The following is a 24600-nucleotide window of genomic DNA, read 5'->3' as shown; positions in this document are numbered from 1 at the left end:
CGCTATCTGTTCCAATGTGTTGTCGGCCATCGATTTCGATATGATTACGCTAGTAGGGAATGAGTTTTTTGGAGAAGGCGAATTGTCGTAATCGCCAATACCTGGCGGTCGATATATTAGAGGTTTAAGGGTAGGTAACGGAGTAGAGTAGTCTCTCTCAGGGCGGCTGCCATTGCTGCCGTTACTTCCGTCGAGCTGAAGCGGCGGGTGTTGGTTGCAAACTTACCCTAGACTAAGGGTCAGTTTTGCTCCTTCAATTCTTTTAGAGCAAGTTCGGCCAATAGCCGACTTATTACACCGGTTGATCAATGACTGCAAATTGGCACATTACAGTCAATAACTTGGGAAGGCTAAAAAATCCCGTTTAAAGAACAATATCTTCAACCTTACGAGTAAATCCAGATAATTTTTCGCTCTGATTTACAAAATAGTCGTGGACAAAAGAAATGATTTCCAATCGGTCTTCGTACATGATGTGAAGCTGATTACTGTAATGTTCTGATCTGGGAAAAACTCTCCAATGAACTGGTTCACCGATAAAGGTTTCAACCTTACCATCACTACGTAAAACTAACAGACTTTCATCAAGTTCAATAACGGTTCCGAAAGGTGCTGTAGTAGTAGCTACAACTTGATCTAAGTTTATATTGGATTTAATTTGTCCTTTGATGTCGAACATTTCTGCATTTCTTTTACTCTTATTGTTAATATTTTTCTGTGAGTTGGGATTGTAGTCAGCAACATCAATCCCAGAATCAGTGAGGAAGTAAAGTTTTTCTCTTGCACCCCATGCAATGGAACGGTTTGTAACGTTGGCGTTTCGAGTCGCCCCTTGAAAGACTTCAGAAATTTCGACTACACGATCTTGACGTCTAACAGTTTTTCTACTGTCCGGGTCTTTCTCTTCCGTGAAGCTAGCAAAAAAAGCACTGTTCGAGGTCCACCCCATGACACTCTGAAAAGCCCAGTCACATGAACTGCATGATCTATTTGCCAAAGTTTTAGATTGGCCTATCGCATTTGTCTTTCCAGATAAACTTTCTTCTTTGTTAAATGGGAATTCAATTAACCCGTCATCACCTGCAGCAGTAGCGAGTGAAGTGTAATGGTCGGAAGCCTTAACTTGAAAAATCGAGCCATCATGATGCTTAGAGGCTCTGGAAAAAATAGATGAGTTCCTTTTTGGTTTAGCTGTACGAGGGGACGAGAATAGACCGGTATCACCGCTTGCAAAAATGGTGTTGTAGTAGACTTCGGTATCAGTTGGTAAAAAATCGAAGGGACTACTTTCGTGGGATCGATAATCTTTCAGATCTCCCAGATCTTTACATAAATCGATTGCAGAGAGCGTGCTTAACTGCCCCTTGATAGGTGTTGCCAATTCCGGGTCGAGAAGTATTTTGCGAACCTTCGAGCTATAAAAAAGATCTCCATCTAAAAAAGCTACTCTGAGAGCTGTTTGTACTGATTGGTTCTTCTGCGCCAAGTTGTCGATGGCACCTCTCCAGTCAATGCGAAGAATAGATCCTTCTTCGTCGAAAAGCATCAATTCACTCGAATAGATCTGAGAATCCCAAAAGCTGCCTAAAATAGTGATTTTTACAGGCTGCATCTTTTACCTCTATGAATCTTAGATTTTTTCGGAGTACTAATAAGACCACGATTCTCCCAAACAGTTAGAGTCTGTTCATCAGGCTTATCAAACGGAGAGAGCCATGTTGCGACAGGGTAGCCATGCCAATTCCCTTGATCGGAAACAAACTTAGCTATGAATAATTGATTACTACAAGGCGAAATCCCAAGATTTTCGGGCTTTAGCTCGACTAAGTGCAGTCCCCAATAAATATTGTTGGTAGCCCAGTTTTGATCAACAGAGTGATTAAAACTCGCTTCTTCCGCAGGTATCGGGATCGTCCATTGAGATTTTGTGCTGGAAAATTGCGTGTTCCGATGCTGCGGATTTGGGGAATAAGGCATTGAAAAACTATGGATAGAGGAATGTACGAAATATTTCAACGAAATGTATTTTCTGATACTTTTAGGCTGCTGTCATTATATTGGCCTACCTATTTTTCTACAGCCCCTTATGGGTTGTGCGAAACGATAACCAGTTTTAAAAACTTTAATGCCGTGATGCCGTAATGCCGTAATGCCGTTGATTTGATGCCAGATTAAGGACTTTAGCGGACGCTGAATATTGTTCCGTGAATTTCCGCTTAGGGTCCATGTCATCAGCCTGGGTCGATTGCAACAATTCCCCACCTCCCAAATCCCCCATTCACTACTGGCGTAATAGTATCGGAATGGGTGGCTGGTTTGGGGGGACTATGCCTGCCACCTGTTACTCATTTGAGAAGGAATCCGTACCGTCCCCATAAAAAGAGCTAACATATTAAGGCGAAGCAAGGCACGTGTTATAAGATGTCCGTTCAATTACGACGCTGAAAACAAAACGTAATCTTCAATCTCACGCTCGATGGAAGCGACGGAACCGCGAATTCAATAAGAGGGAATAATGGCCGAAAAGAGCAACTTCGAATTCCTCAAAGAGCATGATCCCTTATTTTTCCAGCTCGCCTCGGCTGCGGAACGTGTTTTTGCCAGTGATCCCAACACTACGCTGATCAAACTCCGCCAACTAGGTGAGGCGCTTGCTCAAGACTTGGCGGCGCGTTGTGGCATTGAATTTGACGACAAAACCAGCCAAGCCGATTTATTGTTCAAGCTCAATCGGGAAATTCGTCTCGATGCCAATGTGGCTGAGCTGTTCCACACCTTGCGAATCGAAGGTAACCGCGCTACCCATCAATTCAAAACCCAACACAAAGAAGCCCTGGATGGTCTGCGCATTGCCCGTGCCTTGGCGATTTGGTTTCATCAGGCCTTTGGCAAGCAAGGCATAAATTTCAAACCTGGTCCCTTCATCGCTCCGACCGATCCTAGTCTTGAATTGCGCGAGTTGACTATCCAGATTGAACAACTCAAGGCTAAACTTCAAGATGCCAGCGAGCAAGTCGAAACCAACCAGCAACTAATCGAACTGACGGCGCGCGAAAAGGAGCAATACGCGGTATTAGCCGAACAGATGGATGCCGAGGCTCGCATCTTCGAGCAGATGGCGCAAGCGCATGAACAGCAACTGCATCAAGAACGCCAAGCTTTTGAGGCTCGATTGCAAGCCATGCAAACTGAGCTGGAAACCAAGGAGCAAGCCAGTGAGGAAGCCAGTGCCAGCATTAAAAAAGCGACTGCCGAACTGTCGCTCAACGAAGAACTCACCCGCATCCTGATCGATCAACAGTTGATCGCCGCCGGCTGGGAAGCCGATACGGAACAATTGACTTACCAGAGAGGTGCAAGACCGGAAAAAGGCAAAAACAAAGCCATTGCCGAGTGGCCGACGAAAGGCAAACAAGCCGCCGACTACGTTCTGTTTGCCGGATTGACGCCGATTGCCGTGGTTGAAGCCAAGCGCGAAAACGTCAATGTCGCCGGCAAAATTCCGCAAGCGGAACGCTATGCGCGCGGTTTTACCCCAACGACAAACATGCAAACGGCTTGGCAGCAACAAGGCCGCACCATCGCATGGCCGGATCACGAAGATGGTCATTACCAGATTCCATTCGTGTATTCCTGTAATGGCAGACCATTCGTCAAACAACTGGCCGAACAATCCGGCACTTGGTTTCGCGACGTACGCGAGCCGTCCAATTTGGCTAAACCGTTACCGGATTTTCACAGCCCCACCGGCTTGCTGGATAAACTGGAACGCAGTAAAGCAGCGGCGGAAGAAAAGCTCAAGCAGGAAGGCTTTGCCTATCTGCGCTTGCGCGATTATCAGGAAAAAGCGGTACAGGCTGCCGAGCTGGCATTGGCGGCCAACCAAACCAACTGTCTTTTAGCCATGGCCACCGGCACCGGTAAAACCCGCACCATCATAGGCTTGATGTATCGGTTTTTAAAAGCCGAACGCTTCAAACGGATTCTGTTTTTGGTGGATCGCAAAGCACTAGGCCAGCAAGCGATTGATAACTTCAACGATGCCACTCTGGAGCAAAACCAAACCCTATCCAAAATCTATAATGTCGCCGAACTCGGCGACATGGCCGCCGAAGCCGAAACTCGTATTCAAGTGGCCACCGTGCAAGCCATGGTCAAACGCATCTTTCAATCCGACAACCCGCCGAATATCGATGCCTACGATTGTTTGATCGTCGATGAAGCGCACCGTGGTTATACCTTGGATCAAGACATGACCGAGGGCGAAATGGCGATGCGCGATGTAGCGCAATATCTGTCCAGCTACCGCCGCGTGTTGGATTATTTCGATGCCTTCAAAATCGGCCTCACCGCCACCCCTGCCAAACACACCACGGAAATTTTCGGCAAACCGGTTTACACCTATTCCTACCGTGAGGCGGTGGCTGACGACTGGTTAATCGACCATGAGCCACCGATTCGCTACCAAACCCTGCTGTCGCAAAAAGGCATCCAATTTGCCAAGGGCAGCCAAGTCAGCGTCATCAACACTCAAACCGGTGCCGTCGAACTCGCCACCCTTGATGACGACATGAATTTTGATGTCGATGACTTTAACCGCCGCGTGATCAGCCCATCGTTCAATAAGGTGATCTGCAAGGAATTGGTCAAGGAACTCGACCCTTTCGGCGACGAGAAGACTATGATTTTCTGCGCCTCGGATCGCCATGCCGACATGGTCAAACGTATTCTCGACCGCCTTTACAAAAAACTCTACGGCGACGAATACAACGAAGCGGCGGTCAAGAAAATCACCGGCCAAAGCGATAAGGTTAACCAGTTAATTCGCCAATACAAAAACGAACGCTACCCCAGCATTGCCATCACCGTGGACTTGCTGACCACCGGCATCGACGTACCGAAAATCTGCCATGTGGTATTTTTCCGCCGCGTACGTTCACGGATTCTGTACGAACAAATGCTGGGCCGTGCCACCCGCCGTTGCGACGAAATCGGTAAAACCGTTTTCAGGATTTACGATCCGGTCGACATCTATGCCACATTGAAAGATGTCAGCGATATGAAACCGCTGGTCAAAGACCCCAATATCTCGATCGAGCAGCTTATCGAGGAACTGAACAATCCAAAAAGCCTAACCGCAACCGGCACCAAACCGGATGTCAGCCATGCCCAAGATGTCCTGAATGCCCTGAGTCAACGCATTATGCGCATCCTACGCAAAGCCAAAACCAAGGCGGCCAATAAACCGGAGCTACAAAAGAAACTGAGCGAACTGGAAGATTCATGGGGCGTAGCACCCGAACAGCTGCACCAACATTTGCATCAGCTTGGCCCGCAACAAGCGGCACAGTTCATCCAAAATAATGCCAATCTGCTTAATCAACTGGAACAAGTCAAAACCTTGCTCGGATCGGAATACTACCCGTTGCTCGCCGAACACGAAGATGAATTGAAAGTTCGCGAACAAAGCTACGGCAAATATGACAAGCCCGCCGATTATCTGGAAAGCTTCAACGACTTCATCAAAAACCAAATCAATCAGTCGGCGGCATTAGCCGTGGTGGTCAATAAGCCCAAAGACCTGACCCGCGAGCAACTGCGCGAAATCCGCCTGTTATTGGATCAAAACGGCTACAGCGAAGCCAAGCTGCAAAGCGCTTGGCGCAACCAAACCAATCAAGACATCGCCGCCAGTATCATCGGTTACATCCGTCAGGCAGCAATCGGCGAGGCCCTGATACCGTTCGAGCAACGTGTTGTCCACGCCATGCAAAAAATCTACGCATTGCATCCATGGACGCAGGTACAACGCAAATGGCTTGATCGCTTGGCCAAACAACTCAGTCATGAAGTGGTGATCGATCAAACCTTCGTCAATCGCGTGTTTGCCAATGACGGCGGCGCCAAAACTCTAAATAATTTACTCAACCAGCAACTGGATACCGTACTGGATACTCTGTCCGAATCCCTGTGGTCGGCAGCTTAATCAACACCAAGAGCAATAATGAGCAATAGCGAAATCGTCCAAAAACTGTGGAATCTCTGTGACGTCTTAAGAGACGACGGCATCAACTATTCGGATTACGTCACCGAGCTGGTGTTGCTGCTGTTTATCAAAATGGAATACGAAAACACCGAAGCCGGTATCCTGCTAAAACATAAACTGCCGGAAGGCTGCCGCTGGCTGGATTTAACCAAGCTATCGGGCTTGAATCTGCTCAACCATTATCGGCAACTGCTGTTGGATTTATCCAAAAGCGATGACCATTTGATTGCAGCCATTTACGCCGACGCACAAACCCGTTTGCGCGAACCGCGTCATTTGGAACAACTGATCAAAAGCCTGGATGCTATCGACTGGTTCAGCGCCAAACGCGATGGCCTGGGCGACTTGTATGAAGGCCTGCTGGAGAAAAATGCCAGCGAAACCAAATCTGGCGCCGGTCAATACTTTACCCCGCGCCCCTTGATCGACAGCATCATCCGCTGCATCAGACCACAAGCCGGTGAACTGATTCAAGACCCTGCCGCCGGTACCGCCGGTTTCCTGATTGCCGCAGATGCATACATCAAGGAACAAACCGACGATCTTTACAACCTCACCGAAAAACTACAAAGCTTCCAGCGCAATCAAGCCTTTGTCGGCATGGAATTGGTGCCAGGTACCCGTCGTCTGGCGTTAATGAACTGCTTGTTGCACGGCATGGAAGGTGACGACGAAGGCGTGGTACATCTGGGCAATACCTTGGGACAACCTGGAACCCATTTACCCAAAGCCGACGTGATTCTGACCAATCCACCGTTCGGCACCGCCAAGGGCGGCGAAGCCAGCGTCACCCGTGACGACTTCACCTACAAAACCAGCAACAAGCAATTGGTGTTCTTGCAGCATATCTACCGTAGCCTGAAGCCAGGCGGACGCGCCGCCGTGGTGTTGCCGGATAACGTGCTATTCGAAGCCGGTGTCGGCAGCGACATCCGCCGCGACCTGATGCAAAAATGCAACCTGCACACCATCCTGCGCCTGCCGACCGGCATCTTTTACGCCCAGGGCGTAAAAACAAACGTGCTGTTCTTCAGCAAAGGTACTGCCGAGAATCCTAGACAGGAAGAAAATTGCACTCAACAGGTGTGGGTCTACGACTTGCGTACCAACATGCCTAGCTTCGGCAAACGCACGCCGTTCGATGAACAGCATTTAGCGCCGTTCGAAGTTTGCTATCACGCCGAAAACCGCCAGGAAGCAGATGGCCAAATCTCACTCTCCCTTGAGGAAGAGGGTCGGGGTGAGAGGGAAGTAGAATCCCGCTGGCGTTGCTTCAGTCGCGACTGGATCAAAACTCAAAAAGGCGACTCGCTGGACATAGCTTGGCTTAAAGACCAGGACAGCGTCGATGCCGCCAGCCTGCCGGAACCGGATGTCTTGGCCGCCGAAGCGATGAGCGAGATGACCGAGGCTTTGCGGGAATTGGATGGATTAATGACAGCGTTAGGAAAGTCAGACGAAGCCACATTACAAAAGAAAATGCTGGCAGACATCTTGGGGTTAGAGGGAGATATTGCCGATGTTTGAAGAGGTTTTGCCTGACGGTTGGGTGAGCACTAGACTGGGCAACTATATGTTTTTAAAGAATGGTTTTGCCTTTAAAAGCACTGATTACGTTGATAAAAGCGAGGACACATTTCCAATAATTCGGATATCGAATATTGATGGAAAATTAGCTTCTGATAAATCAGCAGCTCATATAAAGTCTGCTAACATCGCAAATGGGTTTGAAGTTGAAAATGGTGATTTACTAATTGCGATGTCAGGTGCAACAACGGGTAAGGTTGGTGTGTATCAAGGTCTCATGCCAGCGTATCAGAATCAGCGAGTAGGAAATTTGAAACTCATTGTTGATGAATTAGGGTCGAAAGGTTTTCGAAATTATCTAGTTGCCTTTTTATCCCCTGACATTTTAAAAATAGCATATGGTGGAGCACAACCTAACATATCTGGTAGCGCTATTGAAAATATGGTGGTTAATTTGCCACCTCTCGCCGAACAACACCAAATCGCCGCCAAACTGGACGAACTGCTGGCACAGGTAGACGGCATCAAAACCCGCCTCGACGCCATCCCCAAAATCCTCAAACGCTTCCGTCAATCCGTTCTGGCTGCGGCGGTAACAGGCAATTTGACTCAAGAATGGCGAAAAGTTAATCCAGGCATAAAATACTCGGCAAATTCAGTTGAACTTACTGAGTTTCGAGGAAAAGAGTTAGGAATGCTTCCAAAAAATTGGCAGTGGTTAAAATTTGATCAGGTGGCTTCTGTTGCATCAAACTTACAAGATCCATTACTAACTCCTGAAGCTTTTCACATCGCGCCTAATCACATCGAATCAGGTACAGGAAAGTTATTAGAATATACGACAGTCTCAGAAGACAAAGTGACAAGTTCAAAGCATCGCTTTTATGATGGTCAAATTTTATATTCAAAGATTCGGCCTTATTTATGCAAAGCTGCAATAGTGAGCTTTTCCGGTCTTTGTAGCGCCGATATGTATCCAATAAATTCAAAAATTAATACTCAATACCTTTTTCGATGGATATTATCACACCAGTTTACCTATTGGGCGTCTAATGCAGAAAGTCGTTCTGTTTTACCAAAAATTAATCAAAAGGACCTCGGAATAATCCCTGTGCCGACTCCGCCTCTTCAAGAACAAACCGAAATCGTCCGCCGCGTCGAACAACTCTTCGCTTACGCCGACCAAATCGAACAACGCGTCAAAGACGCCCAGGCCCGCGTCAACCACCTGACTCAATCCATCCTCGCCAAAGCCTTTCGCGGCGAACTCACCGCTGACTGGCGAGCGCAGAATCCCGATCTAATCAGTGGCGAAAACAGTGTGGAAGCTTTACTGAGCAAGATCAAAGCTGAGCGCATTAACGGTAAACGTAAAAAATAATACAGGGAAAATTGAATTGAAACTGCTCAATCTTACTTTGGATGGCTCCTACAAGGGACTTAGCAATCAGAGTTTTGATTTTAGTGTCGCTGATGGCAATGTAATTGCTTTCGTTGGGTTAAACGGTTCGGGTAAATCTCAATTATTAGAACTAATTGCAGAATTTTTTGCTTATGTTGAGCGAGCGTTACGGAAAGATTTTAAAGTTAGAAAATCTTTTCCATTTACAGTATCGGTTGAGTATGAATTAAGGTCATTCCATGCTGTTGAGCCAAATCTTATTTATGTTTATCGCATCACTATTCATAAATCGGGAAATATTGCTCTCCATATATACGATAGAAGTAATGGCTGGAAGGAATGGGGTTTCGATAACGCTGTTATACCCATGCATGTTGTTGGCTACTCTTCAGGGTTAAATGAAAACATACAACGTAGTTTTCTGAAAAACGCTGTGCAATATTTTGACGTCATGAAGGTTCGTGCAGATCGAAGACAAAGATTGGCAGCTAAATTAGATGAGCGAGGAATCGCCAATATAAACCGTTTTTACGCTGCTCGTTACTCTGGCATTTTCGATAAATCATTGAGTTCAGACGACTCCGATTTGGATTATCAAAGCCTCATAGAAAAAGACACCCGACTACCGGCAAATATATTTCTTGATTATGATTGTAATGCGTTATTGATGGCGTCTTTGTCAATACTTGATAAAGACGAGCTTAAATCTTTATTTTCAGAAATACCTTATTGCTACCCACAGAGCTTTACTATCCAGTATGATCTAAGAAAAGTGCCAATTGAGCAGGATTCGATTAGCGATATACGTCAATTAATTCGTATTGCTGGGCCTGATTCGCTTGATGGCATAGGTCGTAGGACTAGCAACAACGAGTATGAGTTGTATGAATTGCCATATCTTACGGGCAATATTATTTTTGATTTTTCAAAGCCAGGCTTGCTAGAAAAGTTGAGAGAGAATTATTACTCTGAACCGCTTAGTTTTTTTGAAAAGATTTATAAGCTGCAATTGTTAGGTGTTAAAAACTGGCAATCCTCGGATAAGAAAAACCTTCGTAATGATACTTTTGATGGCAATGTAAAAAAACCTCTTAAGACGAAATTACCCTTATCAGTTATTCAGCTTAAATTATCCGATGGTCGAAAATGCATCGATTTTGACGATCTGAGCGATGGCGAAGCTCAACTCATACAAACGATAGGTGCTGCCAGGGTTTTTCGTGACGAGCCAACCTTGTTCCTATTTGATGAGCCTGAAACACATTTGAATCCTGCTTGGCGCACTAACTTTCACAAGCACCTGAGCCTTGCGTTGAACAAGCCTAATCAACAGAATCAGGCTATACAGATGCTGCTTTCCACTCATTCGCCATTCCTAGTTTCTTCGCTCCAAAATGAAAATGTGTTTCGCTTTGAGCGCATGGATGACGGATCAATCATCATGGACTCAGTCACTAGTCAGACCTATGGCGCTTCATTTGAAGTGTTGATTAAACAGTTCTTTGGGCTTAAATCATTGATTTCACAAACTGCGGTTGATGAAATTAAAAAACATCTTGAGGCTGGAGATGATTCTGCCGCAAGACAATGGATAGTGGAAAATATTGGCGATTCCATGGAGAAAGCTTATTTGCTAAGGAAGTTAAAGGTCTAATGCTGTTCCCGTTGAATCCCCAAACACCTCGCTCGAAAATTTTTACTGCTTTAAATGAAGAGCTATTACATTTCTTGGAAGCTGCTATCGACGCTAATGAATTTAGCCTAGCTTTATTTACCGATATCGTAGGTCAAGCTTGTTGGGACAATACGAACACTAGAGACAAATTCAATGCATTGTGGGCGCAGTTGCACTTGCTGACGGAACATGAACGTCGACGGCTTTATAATAGAATCAGAAGTAGTCAAGATGTTAGGGGGTATTTTAGTAATCGAACTCTTGAATTTCCTGAAATATCACAAACTGAACTAAATAAAAAACTAGCCGAATTGACTCTACATTTATTTAGTAATACCAAAAAACTAGCTGGCATTCGTGACGCATGTGAAGGGGAAACAATACAGCACCACTTCAACAACTATCGCCAAATGAATGGCAATCTCTGCCAAGTATGCGGAACAGAAATCTTGGCACAGAAGAGATCAGGGATTTTGGATGAAGATCAATGGAGCGCGCCTTATGATCACTTGTTGAGCAAAGACAAATATCCAGCTTACGCAATTCACCCAGATAATCTGCTTCCTATATGTCATACCTGTAATAGCAAAGCAAAATTAGCAAAGCAGTTACTTATCAAAAAACAACATGATGGCACTGAAGTGCGAAGATTAGGTTTCTATCCGTATGAAGAAAGCTGTCGAGATTTGGTTAAGGTTGAGTTACATGGTGGAGTAGCATCATTACAACTTAAGGTTATTTGGGATACCCCCGACGTTGACACCGCTGAAAAAATTATTGCATGGGACGAAGTATATCAAGTAAAACAAAGAGTTGAAGGAGATCAGGTTGATTTTATTTCATGGATAGATGGTGATTGTCAGGCTATTGATTTTGATGATTTTAATCAGCAATTGCAAAGAAGAGCAAATCAGCCCAATGAACAGATTATTCGTTCAGAATGCTACAAATTCTGGCGCTTTAAGCTATACCGTTGGATTGCATATCAAGGTGATGACTTTAAAAATCAGCTTTGGGCAATGATTGAACAACGTCGAAGCGATTATGATTCGAGATTTATATACGGTGTATAAAAGAAAGCCAAAGACCTTCTGAAACTCTTATCAATTGATGCTCAGTAACTTGATTTGATTTTAAACGGTCAGTTGGATAACGATTTGGTTTTCAATCGCCGTGTAAATATCGGTTTCCACACTTGGTGTTTTAATGCTAACGATTAAGGCATATCGGGTCGATTTTCCCCATCTTTCTAAATTTGCTCGCTCTTTCCACCAACCCAGGACTGGATAAACGGCAATATAACCTCGCGCGGCAAGTTCAGCAGCTTGGCCTGTCCAGGTATCGGAGTGAACAGAGCCCAGGCTGCGCAATTTTTCACCTAACAGCCATTGGCCGCTATCGGGTGTAGCGCCGTTGTAGGCATGTTCTTCGTCTCTGGCTTTTTGATTGATGCGTTGTTTGAAATCTGTAAGTGTTTCTAATGGACGACGCACATCGAAACGCAGTCCGTGTGATGCATAGCGGTATTTATTGACCCAGCCGCGTTCCCCTGGGTTAGGTTCAATGAAATACGACAATGTCACCTTCATTTCAACTTGGGTATTCGGCGGTAAGTTGCGCAGAACATCCGTTGGCCAAGGCAAGGTGTGTAAATTGATGTCACGGGTTTTAACGTTACTGCCTTCCTTGGTGTACGGATGAATCACGTCTTGAGCAACAAGGGTCAGTTCGTTACGAGCACTCCAAAATAAGGTGTCTTCATCGGGTACGCCATATCCGCAATAACGCAAGAGTTGCCGGTATTTGTCCTTAGTCGTGAAAGGTTCGAACACCGCTTTCATGGCTGGCGTCCATAGGGCAGAATGAATCAATAGTGCCCTGATGGTTTCCGGCCAATAGTCTGGGTATAAGGCTTGTACTCTTGCTGCCAGATTTGCTGCCAAGGCTGCCGCAGCACTGGTATCGCCAAACGATACCAGTTGTTTACCCAGCACAAATTGATGGCCGGTGCTGAGCAATTGCAAGGCATCGTCGATGTAGTCGGCTTGGATATATGCTGGATTAGTGGCCATATTACCGGCTTCCATGACAATATCCGGCTTGATCGGCCAGGTCTTTTGCCATTCCATGGATGTGCAACTGGCAGGCGCTAATCCACCTGGCGGTGCTAATGGTTCCCAGCCAGGATTTGCCGCAGTATCCAGCCAAACCTTTTCGGTATAACCACCGACCGTGAGTGCATTCCAGGACTGACCTGGATCGTGGACTTCATCGGTCAGGTTATTGTTGGGATATAGGTGTCTGTACTGTGGATCAGTGTTGCCCGCCGAAAGAATGACCAAGCGCTGTTGATCGTCTTCATAACCCGATGTAATGGCGTCAATGGTTGCCGACCATGAAGATGGGCGACCACGGTCTCTGTCGTCGGTGGTGGACACCGCCATGCAAAACACGCGTTGCCGATCTGCTGAGATTTCCACTCTGCCTATACTGTCGCGAGTAATAGCGCCGTATAGTTCTTTGTCATTATGAAAATCTGGATTGGGCGTAATTTTGACCGATTCCAAACGATGGGTGAGTTGTATCGGCAATGGGTTAGCCAATGCCTCGGTTAAGTCGCCATAGATCGATACGCCCGCCATATTGGTGCCATGGCCGTTTCGATCATCGGTACCCCAACCGGGGATATAGGCATGCATGTCGGTCGTTTCTGCGACTGGCCTCAATAGCGGATGCTCATGATTGATACCGGTATCCAAAATACAAACCGTCGGTGCTGTATCAGGTGGTGGCGTCAAATTTTCTAAGGTTTGTTCGATCCAGGCACGTTGGTCTTGTCGACTCATACCGGTGAAGAAATCGGCGGTATCCTTGGCTTTTCTGAGCTCGGCAATTGCACCTAACAAATGGATTGAATGGCTAATTTGTTCGCGTGTACCGAAAACCAGAATAATGGTTCTGTCGAGAAAGCGAATCGACTCGGCACTTACCCTGAGATTGAGCTGCGGCGCATGCTCGCGAATAAAAGCTTCACAATCGTATCTTTCCGAATGTCTTAGCCAAACTTCCCACCAAATCGCTTGCCCTGCATCCGGGATCAATTCGGGCTCATCTGTCCAAAGCGCATCGATTGCGGCAAGCTTGATCGCACTAATGCTTTCAACCAACTCTCTATTTTTGGGTTGGTTTTTATTTGTGTTTTCAGACTGGTATTGGGCGATTTTGGTTAGAAAATGGGCAAGCTTACCTTCCGGTACGAAAACGGTGGCGATGGTTTTGCCATCAACAAGTTTTACGTTACAAAGCTCAATCCCGCTTCGATGAAATTCCAGGCTGGCAAACTTGAGCTCGAAATCCGGTTCGCTTTCAAAGGCCAGATAAAGACCATTACCGACATCCAATCCGAAAGCTTTTTGTTGTTCGATGATGCCGGATTCTTGAGACTGGATATGCTGAATTTGCTCAATCAGTTGTTGAGAGTGGGCCTGACGATCTCTTGATGGTGTTCTTAAGCCAGCGCCGCCCATTGCTTGAGTGGGACGGGAGTAACTTTCGGTGGTTACCGAATCTTTTATCAGTAAATGGGGTAAGCGTTCCTTGCTGTTTTCGGTCATTGGCTATTAATTTACTGTTTTTTGTCTGACTAGCCGTCGCTCTTTAATAGCATTCATGAGATCAGTCTGACTGACTATGTCTTTGTTATGAATAATCGCATCCTTGATTGCATCTTCACAGGCTCTAGTGATGTCACCGTAGCTCAAACTCAATGCAGCTTCGGCGGCTTTACTCCATAAAACTCTGGATGTTTTGAATACGGCAAGCTTAGACTTTAAAGCCGTTATGATTTCATCTTTGCTTGGTAGGTCGTATTCGATTAAATCATCGAACCGTCTAAACAGTGCATGATCGAGTAATTCATGATGATTAGTGGCTGCTATTAACAGACTGTCTGATGTATCCTGCTCGATCATTTGCAAAAAGCTGTTTAAGACTCTGCGAATCTCACCCACGTCGTTGCTGTTACCCCGCTGCGAACCAATGCTGTCGAATTCATCAAATAGATACACGCCACGGGTTTGTTCGATGGCATCGAAGATCAAGCGTAGTTTCCCCGCTGTTTCGCCCATGTATTTGGTCATCAGGCTTTCGAGTCTGACTATGAAAAGTGGTAGACCTAACTCACCAGCCAAGACCGATGCAGTCATAGTTTTGCCTGTTCCAGGCGGCCCAATCAATAACAGCTTTTTACGCGGCGCTAGGCCATGAGCACGTAGTTTTTGTACATGTTTGTGTTCCTTGATTAATCGATCTAGTTTTGCCTGAATGTTTTCAGACAACACCATATCCGCAAGCCGAATTTGAGGATAGGAAACATTCAACAACTGACTGAGTTCCCCCTGGGCTTTACTAATAGCGTCGGCTTTGACTCATTTAGGTTGGGGTTGCTTTTAGCGGAATCAATCAAATCGCGTATTTCTTTAGCCAGATTGCCGTGTCCCTTTTTAGCTTCCTGAGCAGCCATCTGCATAGCAATTGATAAAAACATAGCTTCGTCGCCATCGACATGCGACTTAAGTAATGCTTTGATTTGATTAGCAATAGCCACGGGAGTCAAGACCAGTAAAGTTTTATGAGAATTATGATGTAGTGTAATCGATATTGCTAGACCAGCAATACGGGATTGCAGCGTTTCTGACTGCTGCCTGAAATTTACAGGAAATCCAATTTCAATGCGCATCAGTTACCTTGTTTAGAGACTCCCATAGCTCATCATCAGGCAATCGCCCGTGGGTTCCCCTATTCAGATGAATCCATCCCCAATGAGCGAGCCGAAAATCATATGTCCACGACTTCCATTGCTGTTCTGTTGGTGGTCCAAACTGCCAGTTGGGCATCAATACCAAATTAAGCCCGTATGCCACGTCGGATCCTTTTTTTCCAGACAATAGCTGATACATTGTTTTACATTGGACGGCCCAAGAGGAAAACGGATTTATATCCCGTATTTCATAAAGCAAGCCATATAGCAGTTCAGCGGCCCGTTTGTAATGGGCAGGATTGATACCAAATTGCCGATCGCCCCAATCGGTTGCCGTAAAGACGCGAACCAGAAAAAGTACAAATAACTCTTCTGCAATGTTGCGGCGGCGAAAATCCATTCCCATCATCAATAACAGTTGGTAGATACTGCTAGCTTGACACTGGGTATCCTTATTTTCTCCAAGTCGCTTGGACTCTAGCCAGTACAGCAGCAATGCACTCAACGCATCGAGATTTCCCAACTTGACTAGCTTACTACCCAATCTATGCGTATAGGGCTGTCGTATTTTCAGGAAATTCATCTGATCTTTTGGCGGGTGATATACCACCGTCAGAACGCGTGGCTCCAACTTTTCCATCCAGCTATCAATTTTTGGCAAAGCCCGCTCACCCAAGCGCAAGACTTCCCAAAGAGGGTGATTTAGCTCTCTGGCGGAACCTGGAACTTTGGCTTCAACCAGATCAGCCAAAGCAGTACCGGGCTTGTGCTTGTCGGATTGATACCTACTCCATTTGTTTCGAAATGGCGTTCTTTTATCAATCGATGCTTTTGTGAGTGGTTCAAAGTAGCATTCCAGTTGGTAGGCGGTACTCAGACCGGTTTTTTGCTTGACGCCAGCATACCAATAACGGACTCGTAAGATATTGATGAGACGACGATTGCTGGGATCATCCCAAAATTGCTGCAGGTGCTGCCGCTTTTTTCCTTTGACGCGAAAACTCATAACCAATTGATTTATAAAAATGTTAACTGCTAATTTACAGTAAAAGTTTGCTTAAACTCTCCAGTTTTTTCAATAAACGACTTCGGTTAGGCTATCCGGCATCAGAATCACTACCGAGCGCAACATGACACAACCCGACTCTATCGAGCCTTTAATACTGGAATTGCAGGAGACATTGACTCGCCTGTACGGCCCACTATTGGCGAGTCGCGACCTCTGGAAATTGTTGGGATTTACCAATCCGGCGGCTTATCGCCAAGCCCGTTTGCGGCAGCGGATACCGGTAGTGGAATTCGAAATTGAAGGCCGGCGTGGCCGTTTTGCGTTGACGCAGGATGTTGCACGTTGGCTAGCCGAACAACGTTTATCTATCCCACAAACTAATAAAGACCAGGAGCCAACGAATGAACTAGCTGACAAGCCCAAATAATTCACAGACTCAGAACGACAAAAGCCCAGGGCGGCAACCCCGGGCTTTTCAAGAAACCGTCAAGAAATTCAGACACTCATGACGATTTCATTGTCGATCTAATCCAGACCGGCGTCAAGTCGGCCGTCTGTTCCCATACCCATTTTTTAATACATCGCAACGGGCGAAGGATTTCGCACGCCCGTTGCGAAGGAATGACAATGAAAATATCCATAACCACTTTGCGCCAAGTAATTCGACTCTTGGCAGACCCAGACCTTTCGATGCGCTCCATTGGCATCTCCTGCCGCATTTCACCCAACACCGTCAGAGCGGTCCGAGTGGTGTTGCTCGGAAAACAATTGACATGGGCTGACCTCCACGCCCTGGATGACGGCAAGCTTTACCAAGCGTTGTTCGGCGATAAAAAGTCGGGCGATTCTCGAAAACCTGTTCCAGACTGGATTCAGGCACATTCAGAAATGTACAAACGGGATATGACCTTGCAATTGCTTTGGGAGGAATATCGCCAGCGCAATCCGGAGGGATTTTCTTACGAGCAATATTGCCGCCGTTACCGAGCCTGGAAACGCAGTTGTAAGATCAGTCTGCGTCAAATCTATTTTCCGGGCGAATACATTTTCGTCGACTTTTGCGGGCGCACCATGCCGATTCGTAACGCTGAAACTGGCGAAGTCTGGTTCGCCCAGGTATTTGTCGGGGCACTGGGTGCTTCCGGGTATTTGTTTGCCATTGCCGTCGCCTCCCAGAAAATTGCCGACTGGCTGAAGGCTCACGCGCTCATGTTGGCTCATCTCGGTGGTGTACCGCGTTACATCGTACCGGACAATTTAAAATCCGCAGTGCTACAAAACAATAAACAGGGCTTGTTGTTGAATTCAGCCTATCAAGAATTTGCCGAGCACTACGATTTCATCGTGATGCCGGCCAGACCCCGCAAACCGAAGGATAAGTCCTTGGGTGAGATCGGTGTACAAATCGTACAGCGCTGGGTGCTGGCTCGGTTACGCGATCAAGTATTTTTCAGTTTGGACGAGTTGAATACTGCCATCAGCTACTGGATGGAAAAACTCAATGAGCGTACCACTCGTACTTATCCAAATAGTCGATTCCAACGCTTTTTCGAATTAGATGCACCGGTGTTAAAAGGGCTTCGCAGCGATCCCTATCCTTACAGCCAATGGCGTTATCAGGTCAGAGTGGACGAAAGTTATCACGTTGAATACGAGCAACATTACTATTCGGTGTTGTATACCTATGCTCATCACCAGGTTGATATTCGGGCCAACGACGAGTTTCTCCATGTCTACTACCAACGCCGATTAATTGCATCGCACACACGAAAATTCGGTCCCGGTCGAACCACCTTGGATGAGCATATGCCTCCCAACCACCGATTGTTTCGCGAAGGGACGCTGGAAGGATTGCAGACCTGGGCGCAATCGGTCGGCCCGTCCACCGTGACGTTTTTACAACGCAGTCTTGAAGACAAACGCCACTTTGCCAGTCGTCTAAAAGCCGCGCAATTGCTACGCCGAGACGCCCAGAAAGACAACTGGCAGGGGCGAATTGAATCAGCTTGTACCCATGCATTACGGCTAAATTGCCTGGGTTTTGACCGGCTAAGGGGTATTATTCGTACCAATGCCGATAGTCGCCAGTCTACGGCGCCAACTGTAATGGTGATTGAACACGAAAACTTGCGTGGCGCCGATTATTTCACCACCACACCAGGGGCATCATAATGATCATCGCTGGAACCATACCCCATACACTCGCTCAGCTCGGTCTGCACGGCATGGCTGCGGCCTTGGAAAAACAGCAGTCCGAGCCGAAATTTTCCGCCATGCCTTTTGAGCAACGTCTGGGTTTGTTGATTGAGCAGGAGTTGTTGAGTAAAGACGCCCGCAAAATCGAACGACTATTGAAAAACGCCAAACTCCGTTATTCCCAGGCGGTACTCGAAGACATCGATTACCGGAATCAACGTAGCCTGGACCCTTTGCAAATACAAACGTTGGCGACCGGTGAATGGATGCGGCAAAAGCAAAACCTGATTCTGACCGGTACGACCGGCACCGGCAAAAGTTGGATCGCCTGTGCCTTTGGTCAACAAGCTTGCCGGCGTGGCTTAAGTACGCTCTATATGACCGCAACCCGCTTATTTGAGAATTTAACCGTGGGGATGGCGGATGGCAGTTTGACCAAACTGCGACGTCAATTAATCAGCGCATCGTTGTTAATCATCGACGATGTCGGCATTGGCGGCGTACCCGCTCAATTGGGGCCGATACTTTTAGAAATCCTGGATCAGCAATCGATGGTCGGCTCCTTAATCCTCACCAGTCAATATCCGACCAATAAATGGTACGAATTATTCGAAGACGCCACGGTCGCGGACGCGATTTTGGACCGGATCGTCCATCGGGCTCATCCGATAGAACTCAAGGGCGAATCGATGCGGAAGCTGAAAGGTAAAAACACATCCTAGAGGGCTAATCCATCACTTGTGCAACTTGTCAGACCGAGAGTGTGCAAGTGATGCACTTAGGTGTGCAAATGTCGTGCACTTGAGTGTGCAAGTGGGTGCAATTATGCACCACCATCAGAGCTGGCTGTCATGCGTGCGCTACGGCATGCCATTCTGCCCAAAAACTATGTGACCCAGCAGTATCCAGACGTTGAATGCCAATGGCCAGCTTACGGCATCATGGTCACATTGGTTTGTGATAACGGTCTGGAATTCCATTCGGAGCAGCTGAAACGCATGTGTGCTGAGTTGAATATCGAAATCATCTACTGCCCCAAAAAACAGCCGCACTATAAAGGCGCTATTGAGCGATTCTTAGGGACGTTTAATCGGCAACTGAGCCACAAAATTGCCGGAACCACGTTCTCCAATATTACTCAGCGCGGCGATTATGACTCCGAAAATTCAGCGAACATGACTCTGGCCGAGTTTAAAAAGCTGCTCCATGTCTGGATCATTGATGTTTATAGCCAAGCCACCCACAGAAGCCTGGGTATTAGCCCGGCGCTGGCTTGGCAAGACGGTCTGAAAATCATCGAGCCCATACTGCCGGAAAGTAAGGAAAAGTTGGATTTGATTTTGGCGGTTCAAAAATCCCGTAAGCTCAACCACGAAGGCGTGCAATTTAAAGGTTTGATGTATAACTCGGCGGAACTGGCGGTGTTGCGCAAGCGCGGTGTTGGATCGGTCACCATCCGCATCAACCCGGAAGACCTGGGCGCCATTTGGGTGTTCGATGAACAGCAAGGTGATTATTTCACCGTGCCTTGTACCTATCCGGAATATGCCAACAACCTAACATTGGCCCAGCATTTGTTAATTCGTCGCCATGCCAATTTAACTAATGCCGAACGTATGGATGTCTCAATTTACGAGCGGGGCAAAGAAAAGCTCCGTCAGCTCATCGCGATGGCTAACACCAGCAAGAAACTCAGCCAGCGTAAAAAAGCCGCCCGCTACGATACCAAGGCTCTGCAACAAACACCGTTCTCATCTAACACACTACCCGAAAAAATGGGTAAGCCAAACGATCAAGACTATCGCACCGATGTCATTCCTGATTTCGAGGTAGCGATTAAGGAGGATGATCATGATCGATCAAAGCAATTTTAATAGCATGTGGGTCAGTGTCACTAAACTTATCATAAAATATCCGATATTTGATGATGCGTATCAATTACTTAGCGACGCCTGTATTTTTAATCAGCAAACTGGACTAGCAAAGAATTATCTTCTTGTCGGTCCTTCCGGCACTGGTAAATCAACGTTAAGGGATCTGTTAGTTCTGGCGTTTCCGCAATGCGAAACCCCAGATCGAAAAATAACACCGGTACTTGCTGTGGAAATTCCCGCAACGCCGACGATTAAAAATCTCGCTGAAGAAATTTTAACGCAACTTGGCGACCCGCTTTTCAATCGAGGTTCGGCAACGGAAAAAACTAATCGGATTTTACATTTGATTAAGGAATGTAAAATAAATCTGATTATTTTCGATGAGATGCATCATTTTGTGGAACATGGCCACAAAAAGTTACCGGCAGACGTTGCGGATTGGCTTAAAACGTTAATCAATAAGGCTCAGGTCTCGACAGTACTGATGGGGCTTGAGAATACGCAGATAATTCTGAACGTCAATGAACAATTGCGTCGACGATTTTGTCGTCGAATCGATCTGAAACCTTTCGATCTCGAATGCCCTACTAGTCGCAGCCACTTTCTGGGGGTCATTAAAAAGATCGACACCACGCTGGGTCTGCCGATTCCGATGGACTTGTATCAGGACGGGATTGCCCGGCAATTGCATTTCGCGACCAATGGCATCATGGGCTACATGGTCAAGCTGATGTTGGGTGCTTACAATTATGCACTTAAATTCGATTTGCCGGGCATCGACCGTGAATGCCTTGAAGGCGCATTCAGCGAGGATGTTTGGCATGAAGGCGTAGGCAAGTTGAATCCCTTTAATGCTGATTTTTTCGGTCAACGATTGGATCAATACGGCATGGTGTTCTACAAAGCGCCGGCAATGGGTTTGTCAAAAGCGAAAAAGAGGGAACTCCTATGACTGGCATGCCGTTAAGGTTGGTTTGTCCACCGATTCGCACCAGTGGCTACCCTGATGAAAATCCGATCGGCTATCTCATGCGCTTGGCCGACAAGAATACCTATCCGTCTTACCGGTGGTTGTTGGCAGGTAAAGGGGTTGAAACCGTCGATTATGCAAAGTTATATCAAACCTTCCTAAAGGCGGACTGGACAGGTTTTCAAAACGGTGATCATGGCCTTGATCAGATCTGCACCCTACCCACTATTCATCTGAATGCCACACGACTGCGTTATTGCCCGCTTTGTCTTCAGGAGGGTCACTATTGGCGAATTGGCTGGCAGCTTAAATTGGCATCCGCCTGTATTCACCACCGAGTTTGGTTGCACGATGTCTGCCCACTTTGCTATCAGGAACAAAGCTTTATCAAAGCGCCAGATAAGGACTGTGGCTGTTTGGCGAAATTGTCGGGTGCGCAAGCCATTATTGCGCCGTCATCGGTGGTTCAAATGCAGCAAGTTTTGGAGAAGGGCGCTCTGGAGGCCGGCAATCACTGGTTCGATGCCAAGCAGCTGCTAACGCTGCGTCAGCGCAGTGAATTGATCGCATTTCTGATGAAGTGGTTGGCGATCGGTGATGAGTTAGCCAAACCCGGCAGGCCGCAGTTTCAGCATGTTAGCGCGTTTCAGGCAACTGCCACGCAATGTGCTGACGCCCTGTTTTCCGACGACGAGGGATTTTGGCGCTATTTGCAAGCCATTCATTTTAACCGTGCCAGCCATATCGGCATCCAACAGAAACGTCTGGTATATTTTTACCGGCAGTTTTTCAAAGAATTTCCCGAGTCTTTGTTTGAGCCGCTAAAAGCCGTGGTCGAAGAATATGTCACATTGAACTTGATACGGGACATTACCCAAAAACACACCCTGTTCAGTAAAGATGCCAAGAGAGTTCAGCCTTGGGTTTCGTTTAACAGGGCCTGCAAGCAATATCATCTAGCCGCTTCGGTGTTGAGTCGAGCGATTACTGACAAACACGTTGCCGCTCATCATCAAACGACCCAGGCAAATTACACCCAATGCTCGATCTATCGACCGGATTTGGAAAAGATTCTGCCGCATTTGAAAAGCTTGATTTCGGCACACGATGCAGCTGAGATTCTGGGGGCCACGAAATCACAGTTTGCCCAGTTGCAAAACAGTGGATGCTTTAAATTCGAAATCCCACCCCGCGAGGGCTATTGTTCAACCTGGCAATATTCCAGGCTGGAGTTGGCAACCCTTATCGACATAATCAATCAGGGTGCGGCGCCGCTCACTGACGATTGTGTTCTCTTGGCAGCTACCCTGCAAAATCGAATTCGGGGCAGCATCGAGATGCCGTTCTTGAAACTGTTTAAAGCCATTGTGTCGGGACAACTCATTGTCAGGAAACCCGATGACCAACCTCGGCAATTCCGCAATCTATGGCTGGATAAAGCGGAGATTTGCCGATGGTTAAACCAGCTGCGGCCTCAGGCGGCGGCGTTGACGGTAACAAACGCCGCGAAAGTCCTGGGGATTAACGAAGAGTTTGCCTATCAGTTGGTCAATCGAGGCTATCTGAACCACCAGCTCGACTCACGAAATGCCAAGCGGATATGTCCAGACCATATTAGCCAGTTCAGGCAGGAGTACGTCATGTTATCCAAGCTGTCTGAAGCGTCTGGCCTCAGTTCGGCAAGACTGGTCGACATGTTGGCGTCGTCGGAAATATTCCCGGTCGACCACAACGTTGCTGACAAGCTTAGGCAAAAGCTTTATCGGCGCGCCGATGTGTTGGGGACAAGCGCACTTTCCCGGTATGTTGAACAATTACCCACATATCCTGTGCTTGAAAATAAAGTTGGAAACATGGGGCTGGCGAGCGTTGGAAAGCCAAACGCTGTTAATTCGACATCTGAGTTTCATCGTCTGGATAACGAAGCATTTGAGAAGGTCCTCTTCAATATCCCGCCAAAATCTCGGAAGGGGGAAGGATGTTGATTCCTTTTGACGACTATCCGATTCGCCCACAGATGAAGCACGGAGAAAGCCTATTAGGTTATGTTTACCGCTTTTATGCGGCTAACGGGCATAGCATACCTGCAGACGTCTGTAAGTGGGTATGTAGATTATCACTGGGACTGGAACGAGAATTCGATGAGTCGCTAAAGGTGAGCCAATCGGTGTTCGGCCGTAGCTTGGCACTGGATAATATTTGGTGGATTCGATCTCGCCTGGAGGCTCGTGCAGGTCGACATCAGGATCGGAAATTTAGGATCAGGCGTGGTCATATTCCAGTCCGATTTTGTACGATGTGTCTGAGTGAGTCGGGTTTCCACTATGATGTATTTGAGCATATGATGGGCGACGTATGTCCGCTCCATCGCCGAAACTTAATCAGTAGTTGTCCAAAGTGTTTTAGGCGCTTCTCATGGCGTACGATTAAATCTGATTGGCGATGCCATTGCGAAACACCGATTAAATCCATGGAAATGGGATACGCAACGCGAAATGGGATTTATATCTCCAATACATCGGCATTTGCGAGTTTTGAAGAATTGCCGTTTAGTTTCCAGTTTAAATTGAGACGGGAAGTAAATCCATCTGCTGTAGACCAATATATTCAGGGGCTGATGGCTCGGCTAGCAAGTCGGTAAAGCACTTATTCAGTACTCTGCCAAGACCAACAATGACCGGAAATAGGCGTGTATCAGTCTACATGGGCAATTTGCCCATGACACTGAAACCAATGTGTGAAGGGTTTGGAAAATTAGGGGGAATAGGTCGCGGGTCGATGTAGGTTTTAAGTTGAGAGGCTATTTACCCAGCCAAATTCCGGCCTTTTTGATCGAAATCCCCGGTTATTTACATCTTTTATACCCCAATTAACAGGTCCGTCTGCTGGTTGGGCACAAAAACCTGACAAGAGGGAATAGCTCGCGCTTTCAATTATGCAATCAGTTTTTTAGATGTGATTGGGGCGATAACTAGGGTCTGTGTACACAACAAAAATAGATCGAAGGTTGATAGTCTGGCTAAAACTGACGGTTGGAAACTAGTAACGATCTCTAACATGAGAAAAAGGCGGCAAGCTTACCGGAGGCACCCGGAAAGCTTGCCTAACCAAAACCAGCCTCACTAGGAGGCAAAGCAATGGC

Annotated in this window: 18 protein-coding genes; 12 read left to right on the top strand and 6 right to left on the bottom strand. The window is 46.8% G+C overall.

The annotated features are described in order from the left end of the window. Nucleotides 1–364: 364 nt before the first annotated feature. Nucleotides 365–1612: a hypothetical protein gene (locus tag EBA_RS23460; protein WP_192376968.1), complete on the bottom strand. Its 1248-nt coding sequence runs from the start codon at nt 1610–1612 to the stop codon at nt 365–367. Further along, on the bottom strand, nt 1600–1977 hold the full coding sequence (locus EBA_RS23455) for a hypothetical protein (protein WP_192376967.1): 378 nt from the start codon (nt 1975–1977) through the stop codon (nt 1600–1602). The genes EBA_RS23460 and EBA_RS23455 overlap by 13 nt, the downstream gene beginning before the upstream one ends. Nucleotides 1978–2515: 538 nt before the next feature. On the opposite strand from EBA_RS23455, the gene hsdR reads away from it, so the two are divergent. Genes hsdR through EBA_RS23430 form a run of 5 tightly spaced genes read left to right on the top strand, consistent with a single transcriptional unit; the run spans nt 2516 to nt 11723 of the window. Continuing rightward, on the top strand, nt 2516–5986 hold the full coding sequence (gene hsdR / locus EBA_RS23450) for a type I restriction-modification system endonuclease (RefSeq protein WP_192376966.1): 3471 nt from the start codon (nt 2516–2518) through the stop codon (nt 5984–5986). 18 nt (nt 5987–6004) lie between these two features. Next, on the top strand, nt 6005–7573 hold the full coding sequence (locus EBA_RS23445) for a class I SAM-dependent DNA methyltransferase (RefSeq protein WP_192376965.1): 1569 nt from the start codon (nt 6005–6007) through the stop codon (nt 7571–7573). Then, nucleotides 7566–8954: a restriction endonuclease subunit S gene (locus tag EBA_RS23440; RefSeq protein ID WP_192376964.1), complete on the top strand. Its 1389-nt coding sequence runs from the start codon at nt 7566–7568 to the stop codon at nt 8952–8954. The genes EBA_RS23445 and EBA_RS23440 overlap by 8 nt, the downstream gene beginning before the upstream one ends. Nucleotides 8955–8970: 16 nt before the next feature. Beyond that, a complete protein-coding gene (locus EBA_RS23435; RefSeq protein ID WP_192376963.1) occupies nt 8971–10629 on the top strand; it encodes an AAA family ATPase in 1659 nt (552 codons plus the stop codon). Continuing rightward, nucleotides 10563–11723 (top strand): hypothetical protein, encoded by a 1161-nt coding sequence (locus EBA_RS23430; protein ID WP_192376962.1) that lies wholly within the window; start codon nt 10563–10565, stop codon nt 11721–11723. Before EBA_RS23435 ends, EBA_RS23430 begins: the two co-directional genes overlap by 67 nt. A 60-nt stretch (nt 11724–11783) precedes the next feature. Here EBA_RS23430 and EBA_RS23425 read toward each other — a convergent pair whose 3' ends face one another. Genes EBA_RS23425 through EBA_RS23410 form a run of 4 tightly spaced genes read right to left on the bottom strand, consistent with a single transcriptional unit; the run spans nt 11784 to nt 16415 of the window. Further along, a complete protein-coding gene (locus EBA_RS23425; protein WP_192376961.1) occupies nt 11784–14264 on the bottom strand; it encodes a S8 family peptidase in 2481 nt (826 codons plus the stop codon). A gap of 6 nt (nt 14265–14270) precedes the next feature. Further along, on the bottom strand, nt 14271–14987 hold the full coding sequence (locus EBA_RS23420) for an AAA family ATPase (protein ID WP_225616415.1): 717 nt from the start codon (nt 14985–14987) through the stop codon (nt 14271–14273). A 38-nt stretch (nt 14988–15025) separates the two neighbouring features. Then, on the bottom strand, nt 15026–15388 hold the full coding sequence (locus EBA_RS23415; protein ID WP_225616414.1) for a hypothetical protein: 363 nt from the start codon (nt 15386–15388) through the stop codon (nt 15026–15028). Further along, a complete protein-coding gene (locus tag EBA_RS23410; RefSeq protein ID WP_192376960.1) occupies nt 15378–16415 on the bottom strand; it encodes a hypothetical protein in 1038 nt (345 codons plus the stop codon). The genes EBA_RS23415 and EBA_RS23410 overlap by 11 nt, the downstream gene beginning before the upstream one ends. A gap of 124 nt (nt 16416–16539) precedes the next feature. Here EBA_RS23410 and EBA_RS23405 point away from each other — a divergent pair, with 124 nt between their 5' ends. The 7 genes from EBA_RS23405 (at nt 16540) to EBA_RS25000 (ending at nt 24099) form a co-directional block, all read left to right on the top strand. Next, entirely contained in the window at nt 16540–16845 is a 306-nt protein-coding gene (locus tag EBA_RS23405) for a hypothetical protein (protein ID WP_192376959.1), read from the top strand. Between the two features lie 200 nt (nt 16846–17045). Beyond that, nucleotides 17046–18590 (top strand): IS21 family transposase, encoded by a 1545-nt coding sequence (gene istA / locus EBA_RS23400; protein ID WP_192376958.1) that lies wholly within the window; start codon nt 17046–17048, stop codon nt 18588–18590. Further along, nucleotides 18590–19336: an IS21-like element helper ATPase IstB gene (gene istB / locus EBA_RS23395; protein ID WP_192376957.1), complete on the top strand. Its 747-nt coding sequence runs from the start codon at nt 18590–18592 to the stop codon at nt 19334–19336. The genes istA and istB overlap by 1 nt, the downstream gene beginning before the upstream one ends. 129 nt (nt 19337–19465) lie before the next feature. Beyond that, on the top strand, nt 19466–20488 hold the full coding sequence (locus tag EBA_RS23390; RefSeq protein ID WP_225616413.1) for a Mu transposase C-terminal domain-containing protein: 1023 nt from the start codon (nt 19466–19468) through the stop codon (nt 20486–20488). After that, nucleotides 20466–21440, top strand: a complete 975-nt coding sequence (locus EBA_RS23385) for a TniB family NTP-binding protein (RefSeq protein WP_192376956.1) — start codon at nt 20466–20468, stop codon at nt 21438–21440. The genes EBA_RS23390 and EBA_RS23385 overlap by 23 nt, the downstream gene beginning before the upstream one ends. Further along, nucleotides 21437–23443, top strand: coding sequence for a TniQ family protein (locus EBA_RS23380; protein ID WP_192376955.1), 2007 nt, complete (start codon nt 21437–21439; stop codon nt 23441–23443). Before EBA_RS23385 ends, EBA_RS23380 begins: the two co-directional genes overlap by 4 nt. Then, nucleotides 23437–24099: a TniQ family protein gene (locus EBA_RS25000; protein WP_082885709.1), complete on the top strand. Its 663-nt coding sequence runs from the start codon at nt 23437–23439 to the stop codon at nt 24097–24099. The genes EBA_RS23380 and EBA_RS25000 overlap by 7 nt, the downstream gene beginning before the upstream one ends. Nucleotides 24100–24600 lie beyond the last annotated feature (501 nt).

Origin of the sequence: Methylomonas albis (assembly GCF_014850955.1) — a bacterium.
GTDB classification, from domain to species: Bacteria; Pseudomonadota; Gammaproteobacteria; order Methylococcales; family Methylomonadaceae; genus Methylomonas; species Methylomonas albis.
The sequence above is the reverse complement of the archived record's forward strand: the minus strand, read 5'-3'. Positions and strand labels throughout refer to the sequence as shown.